The organism is Pontibacter fetidus, from assembly GCF_010119545.1.
In the GTDB taxonomy this organism is placed as follows: Bacteria; Bacteroidota; Bacteroidia; order Cytophagales; family Hymenobacteraceae; genus Pontibacter; species Pontibacter fetidus.
Window position 1 is genome coordinate 72,049 of record NZ_JAAEAA010000008.1, and the last position, 22,834, is coordinate 94,882.

Genomic DNA, 22,834 nt, shown 5'->3' on the forward strand with positions numbered 1-22,834 from the left:
TACTGCCGCCGGCATTTTACACCCTGATTACGTCTGCCTATGTTACCGTTACCTTTACAGCATCATAACCCAGCCAAGTTAAAACAGCCTAAAAAAGGTGACGTGCAGGCTATCCGGTTTATGATAGTGCTGGGGCTGTTCTGCATGGCATCTTTCCTTTACTGGTTCATAGACAAAGACCATATGGGCTATGCACCGCTTTACTGGTTGCTGACTACGGCCCTGGGCTTTAAAATGCTGCGTACCCTGCACGAGTGGTATCATTATTTTTCGGTAAGTGTACCGAAGCGCCCGCAGTTAAAAACCCCCTTTACGGTTGATGTTTTTACCACCGCCTGCCCCGGCGAACCGCACAGCATGATCATCGGCACCCTGGAGGCTATACAAAACATACGTTACCCGCACACTACTTACCTCTGCGACGAAGGCAACGACCCGGTTTTAAAAGCAGCCTGCGAGCGCCTGGGCGTAAAACACGTAACCCGAACTATAAAAGTAAATGCCAAAGCCGGCAACGTAAACAATGCCCTGCAATATGCAACCGGCGACATCTGCCTGATACTGGACCCGGACCACGTACCCTCGCCTGAGTTTCTGGATGAAGTGCTGCCATTTTTTGAAAACCCTGAGGTTGGATTTGTACAGGTGGTGCAGGCTTACGGAAACCGCAAAGAGAGTCTGGTAGCATACGGCGCAGCAGAGCAGACCTATAGTTTTTATGGCCCCATGATGATGGGCATGAACAGTTACGGAACCGTGCAGGCCATCGGGGCAAACTGTACTTTCCGGCGTAAGGCCCTGGATAGTATAGGCGGCCACGCCCCCGGGCTTGCCGAAGACATGCATACGGCCATGCAACTGCACGCCAAAGGCTGGAAATCGGTGTATGTGCCCAAGATTTTAACCCGCGGACTGGTGCCTGCTACCATGGCCGCCTACTATAAACAACAGATAAAATGGGCTCGTGGCACCTTTGAGCTGCTATTTGCGGTTTACCCCAAGCTGTTCAGGCATTTTACCTGGCGCCAGAAGATCCATTATTTCACACTGCCACTTTATTACCTGTTCGGGGTGTTTAACCTCATTGATTTTGCCATACCTATATTAGCGCTGGTGCTGGCAGAGTTTCCGTGGTATGTGCCGCTTGGCGATTTTGTGCTGATGTTTGCGCCTTTTTTCTGTATCTCAATCTGTATCAGGCATTTTGCGCAGCGCTGGCTCCACGAAACAAACGAAAGCGGCTTCCATATGTTTGGCGGTATATTGCGTACAGGCACATGGTGGGTTTTCTGCCTGGGGCTGGTGTATTCTATCCTCCGCATAAAAGTACCGTACATCCCAACACCTAAAGACGACAAACCGAAGAACAACATCATCCTAAACCTGCCCAACCTGGCTATCTGTGGTATCAGTATCTGGGCTATTATTTACAGCCAGCACGAGTACGGCCACCTCTACGACAACCCCTATGTGCAGATGATGGCACTATTTGCCCTTGTAAATGTGTCGATACTGGGCAGCATTGTGCTGATTGGCCAGGAAAAGATGATGTACTGGATTAAGACAACTATAGTGCAGGCGCCTGTGTTGCAACCTATGCTGATGCCGGTAAGGTTATTTATCTGGAGAACCCGGCACAGCTTTTATGGCAGCATCCGGTACTTTGCGCTAACTTTTACCATGCTGGCCGCTATACTTGCTTCCAGCTTTATGCTGCTCAAATACCATTACCTTGAAATGCCCGGCCACACAGAAAAACCGAAAACCGAAACGCATGGCACGCCGGTAAAAGAGAGCACTGTGCTCCAATCCATCATCCGGAAATTTAAAGATTAGCAGCAACACGCGTTTAAGTCGCTGATTTGCTTGAGACGCTACCCTGGCAGGTTCCCTTCCCAGCTTAAAATGCCAGCGCATTAAGCATTTGGTTCGTATTAATCAAAGACTTCTTCCTTTAAGTAATTCCTGTTTTTATCAGGGTCGGCGGGTTTGGTTGCAGTAAACTGTTCTATAGTTTGGGTATACATATTAATATGCCAGATAGCAGGATATAAGTTTTTGTGGTCGAAGCCCCGTACCAAACCTACAACTACAATTTCATCGGGGTTGCGCCACCACGCTGCATGGTATTGACATACATTGCCACAGAACATCAGCCGTACCCGCTCTCCTGTTTCTAAGTCAACTATAGCTGCTTCGCTGTCTGGGGTAGTAGTTATGGGGTGCTTGCCTGCAGCAGTTAAAGTATGGTTAAAAGTATAGATGTCAAGCACTTTTTGTTTGTCTGGGGAGGGTGTAAAACGCTTGCGGTGCTTGCGGTAAACTTGCTGCCAGTCAGGTGTTGCCGGCACAGTTAGCAGGTCTGTGTTCCAGATTTCACGCAGCTTAAAAACCGAATCAGCATCCAGATTATAGAAATCAAACCAATCGTCCAGCTCTTCGCGTGTTTCCGTTACCAACCTGTAGCGTGCAGCCTCCTCTTCAGACAGTTGCGCTAAAGCAGTTTCGCTTTCCGGTGTAGGTTCGTCGTGCGTGCAAGCCGTAAGGCCGGCTACAAGCAAACAAGTGGCTATAATTTGATAGATTGAACGTAAAAAAACTGCCCCCATTCTGTAGATTTTAGCTTTAGCTAAGTACGTACTGAACAGGGGCAGGTATAAGTTTACAACTATAGTTTACTTCTTACTGACTTGCGCCTCCATCAGCTGCACAGCATTTACCAGTTTCACAAACTCGCCGCGGTTGCCATCTTCGTCTTTGCCGCGCGCCTGTTGTGCCAGTTCCAGCACCTGGCTGTAGTTGGCCGATCCTTTAAACTTAGAGTCGCGCAATAACATGCCATACGCCGCCACTGCCGCTGAGAATTTATAGTTGTCGGATAGTTTTTCCGGAACTATAGTTTTGGTGGTAACTATAGTTTGCAGCAGTTTACTCTGGTTGCCGGCAGGTTCTTTGTAGCGCAGTTTTAGCGTCAGAAGTTCGTTGGTAGCAGCAGCTTTGGTATTCAGTTTTGTTTCCTGGTATTTCAGGTCATCCACGTTCTGCAGTTCGGTTTTGTTGCTTTTTGATGTGGCGGGAACAATTTCGTAAAGCGCCGTTACGGTGTGACCGCTGCCCATGTCGCCGGCATCTTTCTGGTCGTTGTTAAAGTCTTCGTTTTTCAGGGCACGATTCTCGTAGCCAATCAAACGGTAAGCTTTTACATGAGCCGGGTTAAACTCGAGTTGCAACTTTACATCTTTGGCAATGGTAAACAGCGTGCCACCAAACTCGTTTACAAACACTTTTTTGGCTTCCAGTATGTTATCGATGTAGGCATAGTTACCATTGCCTTTGTTGGCCAGTTGCTCCATGCGCGAGTCTTTCAGGTTGCCTGTTCCAAAACCCAGCACAGTCAGGAAAACACCGGTTTCACGCTTTTTCTCGATCAGCCTTTCCAGTTCGCCAGAGCTTGATACGCCCACGTTAAAATCGCCGTCTGTAGCCAGTATTACCCGGTTGTTGCCGCCTTTAATAAAATTCTTTTCCGCTTCTGCATAGGCCTGGTTAATACCAGCCGCACCGGCAGTTGCTCCGCCTGCTTCCAGGGCTTCTATGGCAGCCAGCATCTCGGCTTTTTTGTTGGTTGATGGCAATACTAAACCAGCTGCTCCGGCATAGACAACTATAGCCACCTTATCCTGCGGGCGCAACTGCTCCACCAGCATCTTAAACCCGGATTTTACCAGCGGCAACTTATCCTGCATCATCATCGAACCCGACACATCAATCAGGAAAACTATGTTAGAAGCAGGCAGGTTATCGGTAGGGATTTCTTTGCCCTGCAAACCAATATGCAGCAGTAGGTTTTCTTTATTCCAGGGACTTACACCCAGCTCTGTCATTACTGAAAACGGATGCTCTTTGGTTGGTTGCGGGTAATCATAGTCGAAGTAGTTGATCATTTCTTCGATACGCACGGCATCGGCAGGCGGTAACTGGCCATCGTTTATAAAGCGGCGCACGTTGCTGTAGGATGCATTATCTACATCGATAGAAAAAGTAGAAAGCGGGTTCTTTTTGGCTTCCAGAAAAATGCTTTCCTGTATGTTCTGATACTCTTCGGTATTGAATACAGGCGGAGCATAGTTGAATGCTGCTGCATCTCCCACGGCTATACCAGTTACTCTACCAGCCAAGGCTCTGCTTGTACCTTTTTTGGTGTTCCAAACTACTACTTCATTCAAGGCAACATTATCAAGTTCAAGGACTACATTTATAACCGAATCCTGCTTTAAAGGCACTTCTTTAGTGATATAGGCAATGTATTTAAATGTAATAACTTTATCTTTTGCAGAAACCTGCAACTTAAAGTTTCCATCTTTATCGGTGGCTACGCCTTTGTTTGTTCCTTTAATAGCTACAGCTACACCAGGTAAAGGCTGGGCTGTAGCATAATCAGTTACTTTACCGGTTATAGTTCTGGTCTGCGCTATAGTTGCAGTGGAGATCAGCAGGAAACTGAATACGAGTAAGTAGATGTGCTTTTTCATGGCTGTTTGTGTTTGGTTTCTCTCATGATGCAGCACTCCACACAATTCCATAAATAAATATTAAAAATTTTTAATTGATCGTTTTTGTGTTTCTTTAAAGTGACAATCCACTATAGTATTCTAAGGATAGGAACTGTACTCTAACATGTCATTTGTCCTTTGTCAAAATCTCTTTTGTCCAGTAAAGCATGTTTCTAAAGTTTTTCAAAAAGGCCGACCCACCCGACGACCTGCAATTGGTGCAACAGTACCGGGCTACAGGCGACATGGATTGCCTTGGCGAGCTTTTTGAGCGACATACCGAAATGGTGTACCTGGTTTGCCTGAAGTACCTGCGTGACGAAGACGACAGCAAGGACGCCACCATGCAGGTTTTCGAGAGCCTGACAGAACTGCTGCTGAAACACGACATCGCTAATTTTAAAAGCTGGCTGCACGTAATTACCAAAAACCATTGCCTGATGCAGCTGCGGGCCAGAAAAGGAAAAGAACAGATAAGCTTGGAAGATGCTTCGCCACCATTTATGGAAAATTCAGCTCTTTTTCATCATAGTGATGCCGAACTGCAGGAACAGAGCGAAGAGCAGCTACGGCAGGGGCTGGAAACATTACCTCCAGAACAACGGACCTGTGTAGGGCTGTTTTATCTGCAGCAAAAGAGTTATAAAGAGATTGCAGAACAAACGAATTTCGACCTGAACAAGGTAAAAAGTTACATACAAAACGGGAAACGGAACCTGAAACTATACCTGGAGAAACACCATGAACCACGCTAACCGCCACATACACTTCGGTGCAGACGGGCACCCAACCCTGGAATTGCTGCGGCAGTACCAGGAAGGCTTGCTGTCTCCTGCCCTGAGCCACCAGCTGGAGCGCCACCTGCTGGACTGTGAGCTATGCGCGGATATGGTGGAAGGCATGGCTTTATCAAATGACACCCAAACCAAAGCTGCGGTTTCAGACATTAACCAGCGTTTAACTTTAGCTAAAGAAAAACGCCGTGTCGCAGCTGCCTGGTATGCTGACTGGCGCGCCGTGGCTGCGGTGTTTGTGCTGCTCTGCTCTGCCGTGATGGTGGTGTATTACCAGTATTCCAACTTGCAAACTACACCCGAAACTATAGCTATAGAGCAAACCGAAACTAAAGTTCAGGAGCCGGAACCAACTATAAATTATGCCCCACCTGTTGCCCTACTGGATGAAGAAGTAGTTGAAGAAACGCAACCAGAGCAGCCTATAGTTAAGCAGAGACTAAAATTTTCTGAACCTATAGCTGTTGCTGATCCACAGGAAGATTTCTTTACTGAGGAGGAAATATTTTCAGGAGAGACTTTAGCCGCTGTTCCTGAAACCGAAGTAACAGAAAGCATTGCGCTGGAAGAGCTTACTTTTGACTTAAAAGCTGACAGCGTCGCAACTATAGCTACAGCTAAGCCTAAAGCCAGAGCAGCTGCAGCCACAGGACCCAAAATAACGATCAGGGGCACGAGCACCATATCAAATTTTCAGAGTAATGAGTCTCAAAGCAATCAGGTGCAGGGCAAGGTTACTGATCAAGTTGGAAATCCTTTGCCGGGCGTTGCAGTTTTAGTTAAAGGAACGATGCTGGGTGCTGTCACCGATGTAAATGGTAACTTCTCGCTGCAGATGCCTGATGGTAAAAACACGCTAACCTTCCGTTACATCGGCTTCCAAACTAAAGAACAGCAGATAGACAGCGCAACCAACTTATTAGCGATAAACCTCCAGCAGGATAACCAGGCTTTGTCTGAGGTGGTGGTTACAGGTTATAGTAAAAGTGCCGCCGTGGAAAGCGCTGACGAGCCAGTGATAGAAAAACCCAAACCAACTATAGGCCACCGCGCCTACAAACTATACCTGAAAAATGAGCAGCGTCCGCTTGCTACTAAGGTTAAAGGCAGAGTTACAGTTGGCTTTACTGTTTCAGAGAAAGGTCAGTTAGAAAATTTGCAAGTACTTCGTGGTCTAAATGCTGAAGCTGATGCCGAAGCTATACGGTTGATTCAACAAGGCCCAGCCTGGGAACCCGCAATGCAAAATGGAAATCCTGAGGCGCAGCAGGTGAAGGTTGTGGTTAGGTTTAGATAGGAGTAAAATTACACTTTACTGGCGCGAGTCTCCAGACTCGTGCCTTACTATTGTGTTAGAGTCTCCAGACTCGCTGGGCCGGAGGCCCAACTATAGTTTGACACGAGCGAAGACACTCGCGCCATGGAAATGCTTACATGCCGCAAGTTACCGCTGCGCTCAAACTTGTGGCTGAACATGGCAACAAGTTTGCAACTTGCTTTGCTTTGAAAAAGCAGGGAACTACCAAAGTTCGCAACTATTAAACTATAGCTTTACCGACTGAAACTTCATAACAAAGTATAGATTAGCAATCGTCATTTTTCTGCTGCCGCAGAAAGCCAGTTACAAACTGGCACCATACTTAACCACAAGTTATGCTACCGCTAAACTTGCGGTATATACAAACCATCCAACCATCAACAATTTCCCCTACCCGTATAGTTACAGACACAAACAAACTTAACCTATGGAACACGAAGTAAAGCACGACCAGGACGACATGCGTTTTTATATTGTTATTGACGAAGAAGAAGCCGAACTGACCTATAGTTACACCGAAGACAATGATATGGACTTTGACCATACGTTTGTACCTGAAAGTGCCCGCGGACAAGGTATCGCCCATAAATTAGCCCGCCACGGCCTGGACTATGCCCGCGAGAACAACTGCAAAGCCATTGCCTCCTGTCCTGCCGTAGAAGCCTTTGTAAAACGCAACCCTGAGTATAACGACATCATGCTTTGGCCTTAATCGCGCCAACTAAACTATAGGTAATAAAAGCAGTTTCTGTATTCAAAATTTCGGATATTTGCCTGTAACTAATGCAAACACGCACTGTGCCCTAAAGGTGCAGCTGCCAAAACCATACTATGAACGAAGAAATAAGAGAACTCGAGCCAAAAGCGCTCTGGAACTACTTCACCGACCTGAATGCTGTGCCGCGCCCGTCTAAAAAAGAAGAGCGCGTGATCCAGTTTATGAAAGATTTCGGCAACAGCCTTGGCCTGGAAACGATGGTAGATGAGATCGGAAACGTGATCATCAAAAAGCCTGCTACCCAAGGCATGGAAAACCGCCTGACCGTGCTGCTGCAAAGCCACCTAGACATGGTACACCAGAAAAACGCCGACACTACCTTCGATTTCGACAAACAAGGTATCGAGATGTTTGTGGAAGGTGACTGGGTAAAAGCAAAAGGCACTACGCTGGGCGCTGACAACGGCATCGGTGTAGCTACCATTATGGCGCTGCTGGCAGCAAACGATATTCCGCACCCTCCACTGGAAGCTTTGTTTACCATTGACGAAGAAACAGGCATGACCGGCGCACTTGGTCTGAAAGGTGGTATGCTGGAAGCATCTATCATGCTGAACCTAGATACTGAAGACGATACCGAGTTAACGATTGGTTGTGCAGGCGGTGTGGATGTAACGGCAACCGGAACCTATACTTCTGAAAACGCTGCTGCCAATGCAACTGGTTATAAGCTAACTATAAAAGGCTTAACTGGTGGTCATTCAGGAATGGATATCCATTTGGGACGTGGCAATGCAAACAAGCTGATGAACCGCATTTTATACCTGGCGGCAGAGCAGTTTGGCGTACAGGTAAGTGAGATTGATGGTGGTAGCTTGCGCAATGCGATCCCGCGTGAGTCGTTTGCTATAGTTGCTGTTTCTCAGGACAAGGCAAAAGCTTTCGAAGATTTCGTAGCTTCTCAGAAAGACATCCTGAAAAAGGAATACAACACCACAGACCCGAACATGGAAGTTGCTCTTGAAACTATAGCTGCTCCTACACAGGTGCTGGCCCAGGATTTCCAGTATAAGTTGCTGCGCAGCATTTACTCCTGTCCGAATGGCATCTATCGCCTGAGCCCGGATATTGAGAATCTAGTGCAGACATCAAATAACGTGGCCCGCGTGCTGGTAAAAAATGGCGAATACAGCATTCAGTGCTTAACCCGCAGCTCTGTTGACACAGAGAAAATGGATCTGGCCAATGCTATCAAATCTACATTTGAGCTGACTGGTGCTGATGTTACCTTTAAAGGCCAATACCCGGGCTGGACACCGCTTCCGGGTGCAGCTATAGTTAAGGTTATGAGCGACCTTTATCGCGAACTATTTGAAGGTGAGCCTCATGTAAACGCCTGTCATGCTGGCTTGGAGTGTGGTATAGTTGGTGGTAATTACCCGGGCATGGAAATGATCTCGTTTGGTCCGAACATTCGCGGCGCCCACTCCCCTGACGAAAAAGTACAGATCAGTTCGGTGCAGAAATACTGGGGATTTTTACTGGAAACGCTGGAGCGCATCCCGGTGAAAGTTTAAACCAATACCCCAAACATTTAGTTATGAAAGCGCCTGCAACCACAGGCGCTTTCTTTTTATCTTTGCCCCATGAAAAACTGGATCATCCGTTATAGTTTCTTTTTTGCCGGGTTGCTGCTGTTTGGGTTTGCTAACGCGATGGCCGTGAAAGTAAAATACCTGGGCCTGCACCCCTGGGAAGTGTTAAACGTATCGCTTTTCCAGAAATTTGGCTTCACGATTGGTACCTGGAGTGTATTGGTAGGTTTGGTTGTGATCTGTATCGCCTGGTTCGTAAACCGCAAATACATCAACATTGGTACTTTCCTGAACACGCTGCTCATCGGTCCGTTCATGGACTTTTTCCTGTGGCTCGATTTTTTACCCGATGCTACACATGGTTTCCAGGATTACGCGTTGCTGTTCACGGCTATCCTGATCAGTAGCATTGCAGGCGGCCTGTATGTGGCTGGCGGTGTTGGCGCTGGTCCCAGAGATGGGTTTATGCTTTCGTTGTCGGAGCGCACAAAGCTGTCGGTGAGCCAGGCCCGGATTGTGGTAGAGTGCTTTGTATTAGCCATAGGTTTTATGCTGGGTGGCCCGATCGGGGTGGTTACATTCCTGTATACGTTCATTCAAAGCCCGCTTTTCCAGATCACGCTGCGTTGGTTCCAGAAGTTGCGCCTACACCTGACGGATGATGAACTGGCTACTGAACAGGTACAGGTGAAGCGATAGCTATAGTTTACTTTTAAGTTCTATAGTTCATGATTGTGTCGTGAGGCTCCAGACTTTGACCTGAATGTCTGAATCAGGATTTACAGGATTAAGGCTTTGGTGCTATAGTTGAGTTTATAGTTTTATAGGTACTGTTTTACCTCACCCCAGCCCTCTCCTAACAGGAGATGGAGTAACACACCCCTGCCCCTCTCAAGAGGGGAGTTTCTGCATTGCTATAATTAGATTTATTATTCTATAGTCACAGCCTATCCAAGGACAGGTCGCGACCTGTCCCTACGGAAATATGACCACGATCAATTTCGAAGCTTACCGCTACAACTATAGAAAAGCTGGTGCTATGAGAAATTTATCAGTCTTTGGGTTGAGCGCCTTGTAGATTTCTGGTGCCGTCAGGCATTGCGACGAAGGAGCAAAAGAAATGTACACCGCGCGACGCCCGAAGACGAGGCCTCGCGGCCGTGAGCGCACCAGAGTTAGATTGGAACGATAAGTAAGTAGAGCTCCCAGGATTAGAGGAAATTTGAAAGGATAGCTTGGTTCAAATAAGTATATGCCTCAGCTAAAGGACATATGAGATCCTTCGACTAACGCTTGGAATGACAAAGTGTAAACTACCCTCCAACCTTATACTCCATAAAATAACTATAATTCCCTTTAGTGCCTTTTTTGCGGGCCATTACCGCAAGGCTGCCGGTTGTGGGCCTTACTTGCAAGTTATGGGTGGTGCCTTTTGTCTCGAAGTAAAACCACTTTTTATTATTTAACACGATCAATTCTACATCGGGGGAAGTGGTAAATGCCAGGGTATAGGTTTTGCCGTGTTGTAATTTTCCTTCCAGCGGGGCGTTGGCAATTTGTATAGGCAAGGCCGGGTGCCAGGTGGTAGCTACGGAATGCAGCTGGCCTGATAGCAGGTTTTGCAATAAGTCAGACGCATCAACCCCCAGCTTAAACAACGATTCATCCACAGAGATCATGCGTTCGTATTGTACCAGCGTAATGGGCGTTGGTATGTGCTGCCACTCAGGGCTTTTAGGCAAATGGCTGAACAAAAACGCATACGGATCAGTATCGAACCAGTAAGGTGTGTAATCGAATTTAGATTTTAGCTTACCATTTACCATTTCTGCGGCACCAGAGCCCCAGGTAGCATCCACTAAGCGCCAGCGCCCATTCAGGTATACACTGTTCCAGGCGTGGTTGGTTTGTGTAAATTTTTTGCCGGGTGCATAACTATAGCCTTTGGCGTAACCGCTTACTTTCTCTACCTTCAAACCCATTTGCTCGCCTAAGGCTTTGTACAAACGGGCATACCCATCGCAAACCGAAAGCCGGGTTTCCAGCACCGCCTCTACCGATGTGTTTCCAAAATTACCACTGTTATAGCCGTAATCGTTGTACCGGATGTTTTTGGCAACCCATGCAAAAATAATACGGGCACGTTCGTAATCTGAGGTTGCACCTTTATTGAGGTAAGCGGCCAGCGTTTTAACATCTTTTGTGTAACGGACATCGGTACTAAAGGCAAATTGGTCCAGTTCTTTTAGCCGTTCGGGGCTGGGTATGTTAGCAGCAAAGCCGTGCACAACAGGCACCAACAGCATAACCAGTAACAGTTGCAGGCGCATAACGGCAGGCAACGTATTTTTCAGGCGAATCAGGGTAAGGCTTATAGTTTTCAGGAGCATGTAATAGGTAATGAAATAGGTAATCAGCAACACAATGCCCTAAGCACCTGTATTGGTTCAACTATAACGCGGCAAACAGGCAGGTAAGTATACAATTCTAAGGCCGGCATGTTAAAAAGCTAAGATAATGAAGCAGTTACAGGCATGTATTTTGTAAACAACTTGTTTGGGCAGGACAGACGAAGTAATGTTGCAACACTTTACAGGCAAGGGCAGGTATACGTTTTGAACTATACGAAGGCCAAAAAGTAACATTTAAGGTTTATGCTTTAAACGGAAACTCATGGCCTGCTTTGTTAGTTTTTACTAAAATTTGAAGCTTATGACACAGTACAGCAGGTGGTATCACCCTTACGATATAGATGAAAAATACAATAAGCGGGTTGCTTATTTCAGCATGGAGTTTGGCATCGATCAGGCTTTTAAAATATACTCTGGAGGTTTAGGTTTCCTGGCTGGCTCACATATGCGCAGTGCTCACGACCTGCGCCAGAACATGATCGGGATAGGTATGCTTTGGAAATATGGCTATTACGACCAGGTACGGCACGACGATCAGACCATGCGGGCGCAGTTCCTTAAAAAATATTACACTTTTCTGGAAGAAACTGGCATTACGGTTACTGTTAGGGTAAACAACCACGAAGTTCGTGTTAAGGCACTGGTACTGAAGCCGGAGGTATTTGGCACTGTGCCTATGTATTTCCTGACAACCGATATCCCTGAAAACGACTACCTGGCACGTACCATTTCGCACCGGCTCTACGACCCCGAAGTAAGCACTCGTATTGCGCAAAGTATAGTATTGGGTATAGGTGGCCGTAAAGTGGTAGAGGCACTGGGCGGCGCCGACCTTTATCACCTGAACGAGGCCCATGCCCTGCCCCTTGCCTTTGACCTGCTCGACACTTACAGGAGTGTAGAAAAAGTACGTGAGCACCTGGTATTTACAACCCATACCCCCGAAAAAGCTGGCAACGAAGAACACGACATCCATTTTCTGGACCGAATGAGCTTCTTTAATGGCACGCCGTTGGAAGAAGTTCGCAGGATAACCCACATGGAAGGCCATATGTTTAACCATACGCTGGCCGCACTGCGTCTTTCAAAAGTAGCGAACGGCGTATCGCAGCTGCATGGCGAGGTGGCCCGCGAAATGTGGGACGAGAACCACGGTATCTGTGAAATTAAAGCCATTACTAATGCCCAGCACGCCAAATACTGGACCGACGGATTTCTGTGGAACGCCCTGCAGAACAATGACGACAACTACCTGGTAGTGCGCAAAAAGGAAATGAAACACCAGCTATTTAAAATAGTGGCTAACCAGACCGGCAAGCTTTTTAACCCCGAAGTGCTGACCATTGTGTGGGCCCGCCGCTTTGCTGCTTATAAACGCGCCGACCTACTGGTGCGTGATCTGGAGCGTTTCCTGGCACTGGTAAATAACAAGGAACGCCCGGTGCAGGTAATCTGGGCTGGTAAACCTTACCCCTTTGATGAAGGCGCAGTCGACACCTTTAACCGCCTTGTAAAGCTGTCTATTAAGCAGCCGAACTTTGCCGTACTAACTGGCTACGAAATGGAGCTGTCACGTTACCTGAAACAAGGTTCGGATGTATGGCTGAACACACCACGACGCCCACGGGAGGCATCGGGCACGAGTGGTATGACTGCCGCCATGAACGGTTCGATCAACTTTTCGATACAGGATGGCTGGTTGCCAGAGTTCTCCCGTCACGGCGAAAACAGTTTTATACTTCCGGTAGTGGATACCTCATTGCCAGATCACCTGCAGGATACAGAAGACCACAAAAACCTGATGCACATCCTGGAACACGAAATTATACCGACCTACTACTTCGATCATGGCAAGTGGCTCAGCATTATGAAGCAAAGCATGTATGATGTGCTCCCGTTTTTTGGCTCAGACCGTATGGCCCATGAGTATTATGAGAAACTGTACAATTACTAGACTATAGTTTATCGCTTAAAAAAGCCGCTTTGTTTATCGCAAAGTGGCTTTTTTGTTTTGGATGTACAGGTTCCTATACTTGAAGTTTGCAGCGGTTTTAGTTCTATTTTGTCATTTCGAGCATGGTCAAGAATCTTATATGTCCTATAGTTTGATTTCCTTCCAACAAGCTATCCTTTCTAACTTCTTCTAATCCTGAGAGCTTTACTTGCCTACAGTTTTATAGTTGGCTTTGGTGCCCTCATGGCCGGGAGGCCTCGTCTTCGGGCATCGCGCGGTGCAAATCTCTTTTGCTCGTTCCTCGCAATGCCTTAACGGCACCAGATATTTACAAGGCGCTCAACCCGAAGACTGATAAATTTCTCATAGCTTCTGTTTGACTATAGTTTGAAACTTACTCGCTTCGAGTTTTATCGTGGTTATAGATCCGTAGGGACAGGTCGCGACCTGTCCGTGCATGGACTCAAACCATAAACTATAACATGAACTATAGCAAAGTCAGAAAAGTCCCCCTTTGAAGGGGGCAGGGGGATGTTTAGCTCCAACTATAAAACTTATGACTCCAACTATAACATAGACAGAATCCCCTCTCCTGTGTTTAGGAGAGGGCTGGGGTGAGGAATAACCGACCTGAGAGCATTTGAAAACCTAGGAGCGTCTAAACCCCGCCATAACCCAAACCACTAAAACCCCATAAACGCCAACCCCTCCCTAAACTCTCTGAAAACCTCGGCCAACTTTACCGGTGGGAAGTGCGCATTTAAACCACTTGGGTTAGGTAACACCCAAACTATAGTTTCTCCCATTGTTTCAGGCTGTCGGCCAAGTGTAGCCTTAGGTAACTCAAAAGCAGTTCGGTAAGCTGAAATCCCTAATACAGCCAGCACTTTTGGCCTGAACACTTCTAACTTCCTTCTCAAATTCTGGCTACCTTGTTTTAATTCTTCAATAGTTAACTCTGCAGCTGAGGCGGTGGCGCGGTCCACAATGTTGGTAATGCCATACCCTAGCGATATTAGTTCCAATTCCTGGTACGGGGTAAATAGAACCGGCGTAAAACCCGCCCGGTGCAGCGTGGGCCAGAAACGGTTGCCGGGGCGGGCAAAATGGTGTCCGGTAGCAGCCGAGTATAAACCCGTGTTGATCCCGCAGAAAAGTACATCCAGTTCAGGAGCTATCACATCGCGGATAGTCTGGTTCTGGGCGGCAGCAATGGCTGCTTTGGTTGGTTTTATCATTTGGTTTGATTTACAGCTATAACAAAAGCTACAGCCATAAAACTCCCGTTTTCAGCTTTAAATAGTGTTTCCCGGAAGTATCCCTTTGGGTGAGGCGGTAACAGCAGTCGTAGCATTTCCGATTTGCCTTAACCTTATAGGGTAGCTATCGTACTATGTCAAATCTATATAGTCGGAAGCTTATTTTATTTCTAAGTGCATCAAACTTAAATTTAGCTATATACCGCAAATAAGAAATCTTTACCAAACCTACCTAACCAGTGAATAGCAAATATTTACCAACTATAAACGCTTTTCTGGAAACTCTCTTTAGCCAACACGCCACAACAGAGGCAGTTAGCTGGCTTAAAGAAAAACAGGAACTGGTACGCACCTCCGAAACAGGAAAAGCACTGTACCTGCCCTTCAGTGCGGCACCGCGTTATGTGGGCAAGGCACCTGTAACACTGACATCAACAGCTTTACAAACGGCAAACGAACATCGCAGAGGCTTTTATCCTGCCAACTGGACCTTGGACCAGCTTGCCCGAACTATACTTTTACTGAGCCTCCCTTCAGAAAACGCTGACAACTATAGCAAAACTGTACTCAAGCTTTTTGGCACTGCCGATATGGGCGAACTGGTAGCGCTTTATGCTGCTTTACCTTTATTACCTCACCCTGAAAAATTTGTACACCAGGCAACAGAGGGTATCCGGACCAATATGGGCAATGTATACGAAGCCATCGCCCTGCATAACCCCTTCCCTTCCGAAAATTTCAGCGAGGCAGCCTGGAACCAGATGGTACTCAAAACGATCTTTACCGGAAAATCGATCAGTAAGATATATGGACTGGATGCGCGCAGCAACCCGGACTTAGCCCGTATGCTTTCGGATTACGCACATGAGCGCTGGGCCGCTGGTCGCACTGTAACACCGGAACTATGGCGGCCTGTTGGGCCTCACCTCAACGAAACTATACTTCCGGATATTAAAAAACTCTTTGCCAGTTTCAACGAAACCGAACAGGAAGCCGCTGCGCTGGCTTGTTCCCAAAGCACTTATCCAGAAGCACAAACTTTATTAGACGAGCACCCGCTGTTGAAGTATAAAATTGAAGAAGGCCAGCTGAACTGGAGCCACATAAGCAACAAAGCCATTATGGCCTAACTATAAAAACATTACCCGAACCAAACCCCATACGCTAATGAACACGCTGAACATGAGATTCATCGATCCGCACATCCACATGACTTCCCGCACCACCGACGATTATGCAGCCATGCAGAAAGCCGGTATAGTGGCCATTATCGAGCCTGCCTTCTGGCTGGGCCAGCCCCGCACCGAACTCGGCTCTTTTAAAGATTACTACAGCAGCCTGATCGGTTGGGAGCGTTTCAGGGCAAGTCAGTTTGGTATAAAGCACTATTGCACCATTGGCCTAAACTCTAAAGAAGCGAACAACGAAGCGCTGGCCGAAGAAGTAATGGAGCTGCTGCCGATGTTTATTTGCAAGGAAGGCGTGGTGGGTGTTGGCGAGATCGGGTATGATGACCAGACCGCAGCCGAAGACAAATACTACAGATTGCAACTGGACCTGGCCAGGGAAGCGAACCTGCCTGTACAGATACACACCCCTCACCGCGACAAAAAAGCTGGAACCATCCGCAGCATGGAAGTGGCTTTGGAACATAACCTGGACCCACACATGGTGATCGTGGACCATAACAACGAAGAAACTGTGCGCGACGTACTGGACCGTGGCTTCTGGGCGGCTTTTACCATTTACCCGAACACTAAAATGGGCAACGAGCGCATGGTGGAGATCGTGAAGCAGTATGGTTCTGAAAGAATAATTGTGAACAGTGCTGCCGATTGGGGCATCAGCGACCCGCTGGCTGTCCCGAAAACGGCTTCGTTAATGTTAGAAAAAGGCATCAGCATCGACGACATCCACAAAGTTTGTTACCAGAACGCTCTTGATTCTTTCGGGCAAAGCGGACAGATGAAAGAAAGCGACTGGCTTGAGAATACAACGATAGACCAAAGCCAGAAACTTTTCAATAACTCGATCCTGCGCGGCGGGCAGCTGCCAACTATAGGCGAGATCAGGACAAATCCGGTTTTTGATTCCAACATTATCCGCTAACATGACCAAACCAGGAGCATATATACGCCTGATGCGGCCAGCCAATATCGTTACTGCAGTAGCAGATATCCTGATGGGGTTTGCTGCCTCCGGCGCGGTGATCTTAACGTTTACGCAGGTACGAGGTAATTTCCCTGAAAATGGGGTTGAGATACTGGCCTGGCTTATACTTTCAACAATCGGATTGTATGGCGGTGGGGTGGTTTTTAACGATGTGTTTGATGCGGACCTGGATAGAGTGGAGCGCCCGGAACGACCTATACCAAGCGGAAAAGCGACTTTAACCGGGGCATCTATACTTGGCGCTTTGCTGCTAACAATAGGTATAATCGCTGCGCTACAGGTTTCTATAGTTAGCGCCATCATTGCCACTGTTGTCGCCTGCTTAGCTATACTTTACGACTGGAAAGGAAAGCACCACGCTATACTTGGCCCGATAAACATGGGCAGCTGTCGTGGCGGCAACTTGTTGCTCGGCGTAAGCGCCATACCTGCTGCCCTGGAACAGCTTTGGTTCATTGCGTTTATACCCATCATTTACATCTCTGCCATCACCATGATCAGTCGCGGGGAAGTGCACGGTGGTAGCACAAAGGCACTAAAAGGAGCTATAGTTTTATACCTGGTTGTTTTTGCAGGCATTGCCAGCCTGGCGCTGTTACCGCAGTTCTCGCTTTGGTATAGTTTGCCATTCCTGGGTTTGTTTGCGTACCTGGTGTTTCCGCCTTTGTTCAGAGCTATGCCTTCGCCGGAGCCGCAGTTTATTATGCGCGCCGTTAAAGCTGGTATTCTGGCACTGATCGTGATGAACGCAAGCATTGCAGCCGGTTTTGCCGGTTGGCAATATGGCTTAGCGGTGTTGTTGCTATTACCCTTGTCAGTATTTATGGCCAGGCGCTTTGCCGTAACCTGATCTATACTTTACACGCCATTAAGGCTTATGAGACCAATTATACAAACATTTGCTGTTCAGTTTAACTACGGGGTATACTTTACCGAGGGCTTGTTTGAGCAGGAGAATGCCATGCTGCGCGATGTTATACAGCGGAACAGCAACGCGCCTGCAAAAGTGCTTTTTGTGGTAGATAGCGGCGTAGCCAAAACGCATCCGTTTCTGCTGCAAGCCATCCAAAACTATAGTTTAGCAAATGCCGATTCACTTATATTGGCAGCCGACCCTGTAATAATACCCGGTGGTGAGACCTGCAAGAACGACCCGGACATACTGCAACAAATACTGGAAAATATAAACCAACATGGAGTTTGCCGGCATTCGTACTTGATTGCCATAGGTGGTGGCGCTGTGCTGGACCTGGCTGGTTTTGCAGCTGCCATTGCGCACCGTGGCATCCGCCATATCCGCATCCCAACTACCGTGCTTTCACAGAACGATTCGGGGGTTGGGGTAAAGAACAGCATGAACGCATTTGGCAAAAAGAACTTCCTGGGCACATTTGCTCCGCCGGTAGCCGTTATTAATGACAGTAATTTCCTGCTAACCTTAGAAGACCGCGATTGGCGAGCCGGCATTTCTGAAGCTATAAAAGTGGCCCTGATAAAAGATGCCAGCTTCTACAAAAGCATAAAAGCGGATACCAGCTTGCTAAAACAGCGTGACATGCGCGCCATGAACCGACTGATACATCGTTGTGCAGAAATGCATGTGGAGCACATTGGCGGCGGCGACCCATTTGAATTTGGCTCGTCTCGTCCGCTGGATTTTGGGCACTGGGCAGCCCATAAACTCGAGCAGCTCAGTAACTATAGTTTGCGCCACGGCGAAGCAGTAGCCATCGGTATTGCCCTGGATGTGATCTACTCAAAACTGTCAGGGATGCTCCCGGAAGATGCCTGTACCGATATCCTGAATCTGCTTCATAAGCTTGGTTTAGATCTATGTTCTGAGCATTTATCTGTAGAAGAAAACGGCCAGCTAAGCATCCTGAGAGGGCTAACTGAGTTTAGAGAGCACCTCGGCGGACAACTGACCATTATGTTACTGGAAAATATAGGTTGCGGCGTAGAAGTGCACCACATCCATGAATCCATCGTTAACGCTGCCGTTACAGAGCTGCAGCAGTTCCATCATCAACTTTCAGCCAAACAAGATACCGAACATGTAGTACCCTTATAATACCCTTAGCCATGATCTTACCAAACGGCACCCACCTTACTTATTGCACCAACATCCATCCCGGCGAAAACTGGAAGGATGTGCTGGCCAGCCTCAAACTATACTTACCCGATCTTAAAAAGAAACTATCGCCGGAGGCACCTTTTGGGGTTGGCCTGCGCCTCTCGAACCTGGCCAGCCAGGAACTTTTGATAGGCAATAACCTGGCTGATTTTAAAAGCTGGCTGGATGCAGAAGGTTTGTATGTGTTTACCATGAACGGCTTTCCGTATGGCGGTTTTCACCAGGAAGTAGTAAAAGATGCCGTACACAAACCCGACTGGACCACCCAAAACCGACTGGCCTATACTATAAGATTGGCTTACATCCTTGCCGAATTGCTACCCGAAGGCATGGAAGGCGGCATTTCAACCTCGCCACTCTCCTACAAGCCCTGGTCAGGTTTTAACAAAGACCGTTTTAAGGAAGTATTCGAGCTTACGGCGATGCATTTGACTATGGTTACCGAAGAGCTTTTATACTTAAAAGAAACCAAAGGCAAAACCATCCATATTGATATTGAACCTGAGCCGGACGGACTTTTAGAGAACACACAGGAGGTTATCCACTTTTACCAGAAATGGCTGTTATACATTGGCTGCAAACGGTTGGCCTGCACCAGAGGCATGTCTCCGGACGAAGCTGTAAATGCGCTGCTCCACCATATCCGGGTGTGCTATGATGTGTGTCACTTTGCGCTGGCTTACGAGGCCCCTTCCGATACGTTTGCCCGGTTAAAGGCTGCTGGTATACAAATCGGCAAGATACAACTGAGCGCTGCTCTAAAAACCGAATTGCCGGAAAGCGAAACTGAACGCGCAACTATAGCTGAGCAACTGAAGCCTTTTGCGGAATCTACATACCTGCACCAGGTGGTAGAGCGCGACAGTAACGGCAAACTGAATTATTACTGCGACCTGCCTTACGCCTTGCAGCATATCCAAAAGAAAACCGCCCGTGAATGGCGCACGCACTTCCATGTGCCGCTCTTTACAGAGGCATACAACGGCCTGGAATCTACCCAAAGCGACGTAGCAACAGTACTGAACTACATTACTGAGCATCCGGAATTGACCAGCCACCTGGAAGTGGAGACCTATACTTGGGAGGTGCTTCCGGAGGGCTTGAAAACTGACCTTTCCACATCCATTGCCCGCGAACTGGAATGGGTAATGCAACATACACAAGTAAAAGAAAATGCGTAAAACCGTTGTGCTGAACGTCGTGGGCCTTTCCGGCTCGCTGATAGGCAACAATACTCCCTTCCTGAAGCAATGGGCCGCTGGTGCCCGAAATGCCACTATACAGCCTGCTATGCCTGCGGTTACCTGTTCGGTGCAAGCTACCTACTTAACCGGCAAATGGCCCGAAGAACATGGTATAGTTGGTAATGGCTGGTATTTTAAAGACGAATGCGAAATCAAGTTCTGGCGTCAGTCTAACAAGCTGATTTTGTCACCTAAGATCTGGGAAGTAGCAAAGGCGATGGATCCAAACTTTACAGTTTCCAACATGTGCTGGTGGTATAACATGTACTCCAGTGCTGATTACTCGCTTACGCCGCGCCCACAATACCTGGCAGATGGTCGTAAACTGCCGGATTGCTATACCCAACCAGCTGACCTACGCGATACGTTACAGGCTAAACTAGGCACTTTCCCGCTCTTCAATTACTGGGGACCGATGACCTCTATCAAATCGAGTAAATGGATAGCAGATGCCTCTAAAATAACCGACGACCTGTACGATCCGAAACTAACACTTATCTACCTGCCGCACCTGGACTATAACCTGCAACGTTTCGGGCCCAGAGACCCGCGCATTGCAACAGACCTGCAGGAAATTGATGCCGTATGCGCTGACTTGATCAACTTCTATGAAGCCAAAGGTGCCCAGGTAATCGTGCTTTCAGAGTATGGGATATCGGAAGTAAGCCGGCCCGTGCACCTGAACCGCGTGCTGCGCCGGAAAGGCTACATTGCCCTGCGGGAGGAGCGCGGCACCGAGTTGCTGGATGCCGGCGTGAGTAAAGCGTTCGCCGTAGCCGACCACCAGGTAGCACACATTTATGTGAACAACCCTGCCGATATAGCAGATGTGAAAGATCTGATAGCGCATGTTCCGGGTGTGCAGGAAGTGCTGGAAGGTGACGAACGCGACAAGTATAGAATGGCCCATGACCGTTGCGGCGACCTGGTTGCCATAGCTAATAAAGACTCCTGGTTTACCTATTATTTCTGGCTGGATGATACCAAAGCACCAGACTATGCCCGCATGGTCGACATCCATAAAAAGCCCGGCTTCGACCCGGTAGAAATGTTCATCGACCCAACGATACGATTCCCGAAACCACTGCTAGGTCTCAAACTTTTGAAAAAGAAACTAGGCTTCCGGACACTGATGGATGTGATACCGTTGGATGCTACATTGGTGAAAGGATCGCATGGAAGGGTGCCCGAAGACAAAGGAGAATGGCCCGTTTTACTGACGCGACAAAAAGAACTTTTACCGGAAACAGACCTACTGGCAACCGATGTTTTTAACGTAATCCTGCAACATCTCAAAGAACCAGAACTTGTACTAAACTAACACAAAGAGCGACTCACAAAAGTCGCTCTTTTTATTTCAATCGGTAAGCTCAGCTACAGATGGCCGGAAAATCAACCATACAACCAACCCGATCGGCCAGGCTAGTAACGCCACCATTATAGCTACCAGCCAGCCCGGTTTGTTACGGCGCTGGGCATCTTTGTAAGCCCACACCACACTCCAGCAATAGAGTATAAACATTGCCAACCCCAGTATCAGCCCGACCAACCCGATACCAGCGAAGAAGTTTTCCATGTGCATGGGTGTTTCCATTGTTACAATCCCTTTTTATAGTTTAAAACGATAACAAACAAATTCAGTTTATAACAAACATTATCAGTCTATTATATTCATTTAAAACAATATATACTTTAACCTAAACTCAGTTACAAAAGTCTATTTAAACCTCATTCAAACTGTACTTAAAACCCTGTAAACCTTATACCTGCCTTAAATGCAACCAGCAGACTATAGTTTGTTGCATACTATACCTGCCAAACTGCATCTCCTGTCAAAAACAAACTTTCAGTTAAACTTTAAAACAAAACCTGTATTTTACTGATTTCCTAATCGTTGCACAAATTAATAAGACACAATGTCATGCTTTGTATTTTGACTTTATTCATGATTCAGGTGCTTTAACTGTGGCTTGTCTTTTAACTCTGTGTTGGCAGGTGCGTAATTCTATGAACGTAAACGAACTAAACCACAACGCCATGGGACTGAAAGACCTATTGAAAAAAGTGAAGAAGGAAGCAGATGCGCTGAAAGGCGATGCGGCAAAAGATAAACTATACAGCAACGACAACACCTACCCGGATGCGGCGCTGGCCCGCGAAGCATTTGAGCAGGCAAAGGCAAAACTGTTTGACGTAAACCGCTGGTCAGCGCTACCAGGCATCAATTCCACTTTTGCACTTTACGATGCTACCGGAAATCAATTAAACAAAGCAGTTGATGCGCCGGGCTACTATATTAAAATTGAACTCCCAGGCCCTACCCCTGAAAACTGGGTGCAGGTAACGGACGTGCAAGTACAAGAAAACCTGGCTGAGTTTACGGTACGCCCCAGCGAGAAACCACAACCCGAACCAGCTGCTGAAAACGTAACCGAACACTTTTTTACAAAGGATGCCAGCAGCACATTCAGGGTAGAGCTGAACGGGAATACCCTGGTGGCTAACGAGATCGGGAAGAACGAAGTGATAAACAACCAGGGTGAAGAAGCAGGCAACCGGGCCGTAGCCAACACCCTGATTGCGGAAGGTGGGTGGGCCGGATTCCAGGGGCTGCAATGGAACAAGCTTACCGCATACCTGGTGCATAAAGAGGATGCGCAGAAATAGACAGGCAGCATTAAC

Annotated in this window: 19 protein-coding genes; 14 read left to right on the forward strand and 5 right to left on the reverse strand. The window is 47.5% G+C overall.

Annotation, left to right across the window (positions count from 1 at the left end; all coding sequences use genetic code 11):
- Positions 1-39: 39 nt before the first annotated feature.
- Positions 40-1,836, forward strand: a complete 1,797-nt coding sequence (locus GWO68_RS07855; protein ID WP_162345881.1) for a glycosyltransferase family 2 protein — start codon at positions 40-42, stop codon at positions 1,834-1,836.
- A gap of 98 nt (positions 1,837-1,934) precedes the next feature.
- On the opposite strand, the gene GWO68_RS07860 is transcribed toward GWO68_RS07855, so the two are convergent.
- Together GWO68_RS07860 and GWO68_RS07865 are read right to left on the reverse strand one after the other, a co-directional pair.
- Entirely contained in the window at positions 1,935-2,561 is a 627-nt protein-coding gene (locus GWO68_RS07860; protein WP_235941988.1) for a hypothetical protein, read from the reverse strand.
- A gap of 114 nt (positions 2,562-2,675) precedes the next feature.
- The gene (locus tag GWO68_RS07865) at positions 2,676-4,532 is read right to left on the reverse strand and encodes a YfbK domain-containing protein (protein ID WP_162345883.1); all 1,857 of its coding nucleotides are present in this window, start codon (positions 4,530-4,532) and stop codon (positions 2,676-2,678) included.
- A gap of 188 nt (positions 4,533-4,720) precedes the next feature.
- Between GWO68_RS07865 and GWO68_RS07870 the strand changes: the two genes are divergently transcribed.
- The 5 genes from GWO68_RS07870 to GWO68_RS07890 all read left to right on the forward strand — a co-directional run bounded on the left by GWO68_RS07870 (position 4,721) and on the right by GWO68_RS07890 (position 9,677).
- On the forward strand, positions 4,721-5,308 hold the full coding sequence (locus tag GWO68_RS07870) for an RNA polymerase sigma factor (protein ID WP_162345884.1): 588 nt from the start codon (positions 4,721-4,723) through the stop codon (positions 5,306-5,308).
- The gene (locus GWO68_RS07875; protein ID WP_162345885.1) at positions 5,295-6,644 is read left to right on the forward strand and encodes a TonB family protein; all 1,350 of its coding nucleotides are present in this window, start codon (positions 5,295-5,297) and stop codon (positions 6,642-6,644) included. The genes GWO68_RS07870 and GWO68_RS07875 overlap by 14 nt, the downstream gene beginning before the upstream one ends.
- Positions 6,645-7,092: 448 nt before the next feature.
- Complete coding sequence (locus tag GWO68_RS07880; RefSeq protein ID WP_162345886.1) at positions 7,093-7,377, forward strand: GNAT family N-acetyltransferase; 285 nt, start codon at positions 7,093-7,095, stop codon at positions 7,375-7,377.
- A 119-nt stretch (positions 7,378-7,496) separates the two neighbouring features.
- A complete protein-coding gene (locus GWO68_RS07885) occupies positions 7,497-8,960 on the forward strand; it encodes an aminoacyl-histidine dipeptidase (protein ID WP_162345887.1) in 1,464 nt (487 codons plus the stop codon).
- A gap of 69 nt (positions 8,961-9,029) precedes the next feature.
- On the forward strand, positions 9,030-9,677 hold the full coding sequence (locus GWO68_RS07890) for a YczE/YyaS/YitT family protein (protein ID WP_162345888.1): 648 nt from the start codon (positions 9,030-9,032) through the stop codon (positions 9,675-9,677).
- A gap of 614 nt (positions 9,678-10,291) precedes the next feature.
- Here GWO68_RS07890 and GWO68_RS07895 read toward each other — a convergent pair.
- Positions 10,292-11,368, reverse strand: coding sequence for a transglutaminase domain-containing protein (locus tag GWO68_RS07895; RefSeq protein WP_162345889.1), 1,077 nt, complete (start codon positions 11,366-11,368; stop codon positions 10,292-10,294).
- Positions 11,369-11,690: 322 nt separating this feature from the next.
- On the opposite strand from GWO68_RS07895, the gene glgP reads away from it, so the two are divergent.
- Positions 11,691-13,343 carry an alpha-glucan family phosphorylase gene (glgP, locus tag GWO68_RS07900; protein WP_162345890.1) on the forward strand — a complete coding sequence of 551 codons (1,653 nt, stop codon included), beginning with the start codon at positions 11,691-11,693 and terminating at the stop codon, positions 13,341-13,343.
- 683 nt (positions 13,344-14,026) lie between these two features.
- Here glgP and mug read toward each other — a convergent pair.
- Entirely contained in the window at positions 14,027-14,581 is a 555-nt protein-coding gene (gene mug, locus GWO68_RS07905; RefSeq protein ID WP_162345891.1) for a G/U mismatch-specific DNA glycosylase, read from the reverse strand.
- A 260-nt stretch (positions 14,582-14,841) separates the two neighbouring features.
- Between mug and GWO68_RS07910 the strand changes: the two genes are divergently transcribed.
- From GWO68_RS07910 to GWO68_RS07935, 6 genes are read left to right on the forward strand one after another with little or no spacing between them, the layout of a single operon-like run.
- Positions 14,842-15,732 carry an EboA domain-containing protein gene (locus GWO68_RS07910; protein ID WP_162345892.1) on the forward strand — a complete coding sequence of 297 codons (891 nt, stop codon included), beginning with the start codon at positions 14,842-14,844 and terminating at the stop codon, positions 15,730-15,732.
- A gap of 37 nt (positions 15,733-15,769) precedes the next feature.
- Positions 15,770-16,711: a TatD family hydrolase gene (locus GWO68_RS07915; protein WP_394367161.1), complete on the forward strand. Its 942-nt coding sequence runs from the start codon at positions 15,770-15,772 to the stop codon at positions 16,709-16,711.
- 1 nt (position 16,712) lies between these two features.
- Positions 16,713-17,624 (forward strand): UbiA-like protein EboC, encoded by a 912-nt coding sequence (gene eboC / locus GWO68_RS07920; RefSeq protein ID WP_162345894.1) that lies wholly within the window; start codon positions 16,713-16,715, stop codon positions 17,622-17,624.
- A gap of 27 nt (positions 17,625-17,651) precedes the next feature.
- Entirely contained in the window at positions 17,652-18,845 is a 1,194-nt protein-coding gene (locus GWO68_RS07925) for a 3-dehydroquinate synthase (protein WP_162345895.1), read from the forward strand.
- 11 nt (positions 18,846-18,856) lie between these two features.
- Positions 18,857-20,089: a metabolite traffic protein EboE gene (eboE, locus tag GWO68_RS07930; protein ID WP_162345896.1), complete on the forward strand. Its 1,233-nt coding sequence runs from the start codon at positions 18,857-18,859 to the stop codon at positions 20,087-20,089.
- Positions 20,082-21,473 (forward strand): alkaline phosphatase family protein, encoded by a 1,392-nt coding sequence (locus tag GWO68_RS07935; RefSeq protein WP_162345897.1) that lies wholly within the window; start codon positions 20,082-20,084, stop codon positions 21,471-21,473. The genes eboE and GWO68_RS07935 overlap by 8 nt, the downstream gene beginning before the upstream one ends.
- Before the next feature lie 36 nt (positions 21,474-21,509).
- Here the strand turns inward: GWO68_RS07935 and GWO68_RS07940 are convergent, their stop codons facing one another.
- On the reverse strand, positions 21,510-21,728 hold the full coding sequence (locus GWO68_RS07940) for a hypothetical protein (protein WP_162345898.1): 219 nt from the start codon (positions 21,726-21,728) through the stop codon (positions 21,510-21,512).
- Positions 21,729-22,159: 431 nt separating this feature from the next.
- On the opposite strand from GWO68_RS07940, the gene GWO68_RS07945 reads away from it, so the two are divergent.
- Complete coding sequence (locus GWO68_RS07945; RefSeq protein ID WP_235941989.1) at positions 22,160-22,819, forward strand: hypothetical protein; 660 nt, start codon at positions 22,160-22,162, stop codon at positions 22,817-22,819.
- Positions 22,820-22,834 lie beyond the last annotated feature (15 nt).

Coding starts and splice junctions, on each gene's coding strand:
- GWO68_RS07855 (WP_162345881.1), top strand. CDS start 40: ATGTTACCGTTACCTTTACAGCATCATAACCCAGCCAAGTTAAAACAG.
- GWO68_RS07865 (WP_162345883.1), bottom strand. CDS start 4,532: ATGAAAAAGCACATCTACTTACTCGTATTCAGTTTCCTGCTGATCTCC.
- GWO68_RS07870 (WP_162345884.1), top strand. CDS start 4,721: ATGTTTCTAAAGTTTTTCAAAAAGGCCGACCCACCCGACGACCTGCAA.
- GWO68_RS07875 (WP_162345885.1), top strand. CDS start 5,295: ATGAACCACGCTAACCGCCACATACACTTCGGTGCAGACGGGCACCCA.
- GWO68_RS07880 (WP_162345886.1), top strand. CDS start 7,093: ATGGAACACGAAGTAAAGCACGACCAGGACGACATGCGTTTTTATATT.
- GWO68_RS07885 (WP_162345887.1), top strand. CDS start 7,497: ATGAACGAAGAAATAAGAGAACTCGAGCCAAAAGCGCTCTGGAACTAC.
- GWO68_RS07890 (WP_162345888.1), top strand. CDS start 9,030: ATGAAAAACTGGATCATCCGTTATAGTTTCTTTTTTGCCGGGTTGCTG.
- GWO68_RS07895 (WP_162345889.1), bottom strand. CDS start 11,368: ATGCTCCTGAAAACTATAAGCCTTACCCTGATTCGCCTGAAAAATACG.
- glgP (WP_162345890.1), top strand. CDS start 11,691: ATGACACAGTACAGCAGGTGGTATCACCCTTACGATATAGATGAAAAA.
- mug (WP_162345891.1), bottom strand. CDS start 14,581: ATGATAAAACCAACCAAAGCAGCCATTGCTGCCGCCCAGAACCAGACT.
- GWO68_RS07915 (WP_394367161.1), top strand. CDS start 15,770: ATGAACACGCTGAACATGAGATTCATCGATCCGCACATCCACATGACT.
- eboC (WP_162345894.1), top strand. CDS start 16,713: ATGACCAAACCAGGAGCATATATACGCCTGATGCGGCCAGCCAATATC.
- GWO68_RS07925 (WP_162345895.1), top strand. CDS start 17,652: ATGAGACCAATTATACAAACATTTGCTGTTCAGTTTAACTACGGGGTA.
- eboE (WP_162345896.1), top strand. CDS start 18,857: ATGATCTTACCAAACGGCACCCACCTTACTTATTGCACCAACATCCAT.
- GWO68_RS07935 (WP_162345897.1), top strand. CDS start 20,082: ATGCGTAAAACCGTTGTGCTGAACGTCGTGGGCCTTTCCGGCTCGCTG.
- GWO68_RS07940 (WP_162345898.1), bottom strand. CDS start 21,728: ATGGAAAACTTCTTCGCTGGTATCGGGTTGGTCGGGCTGATACTGGGG.
- GWO68_RS07945 (WP_235941989.1), top strand. CDS start 22,160: ATGAACGTAAACGAACTAAACCACAACGCCATGGGACTGAAAGACCTA.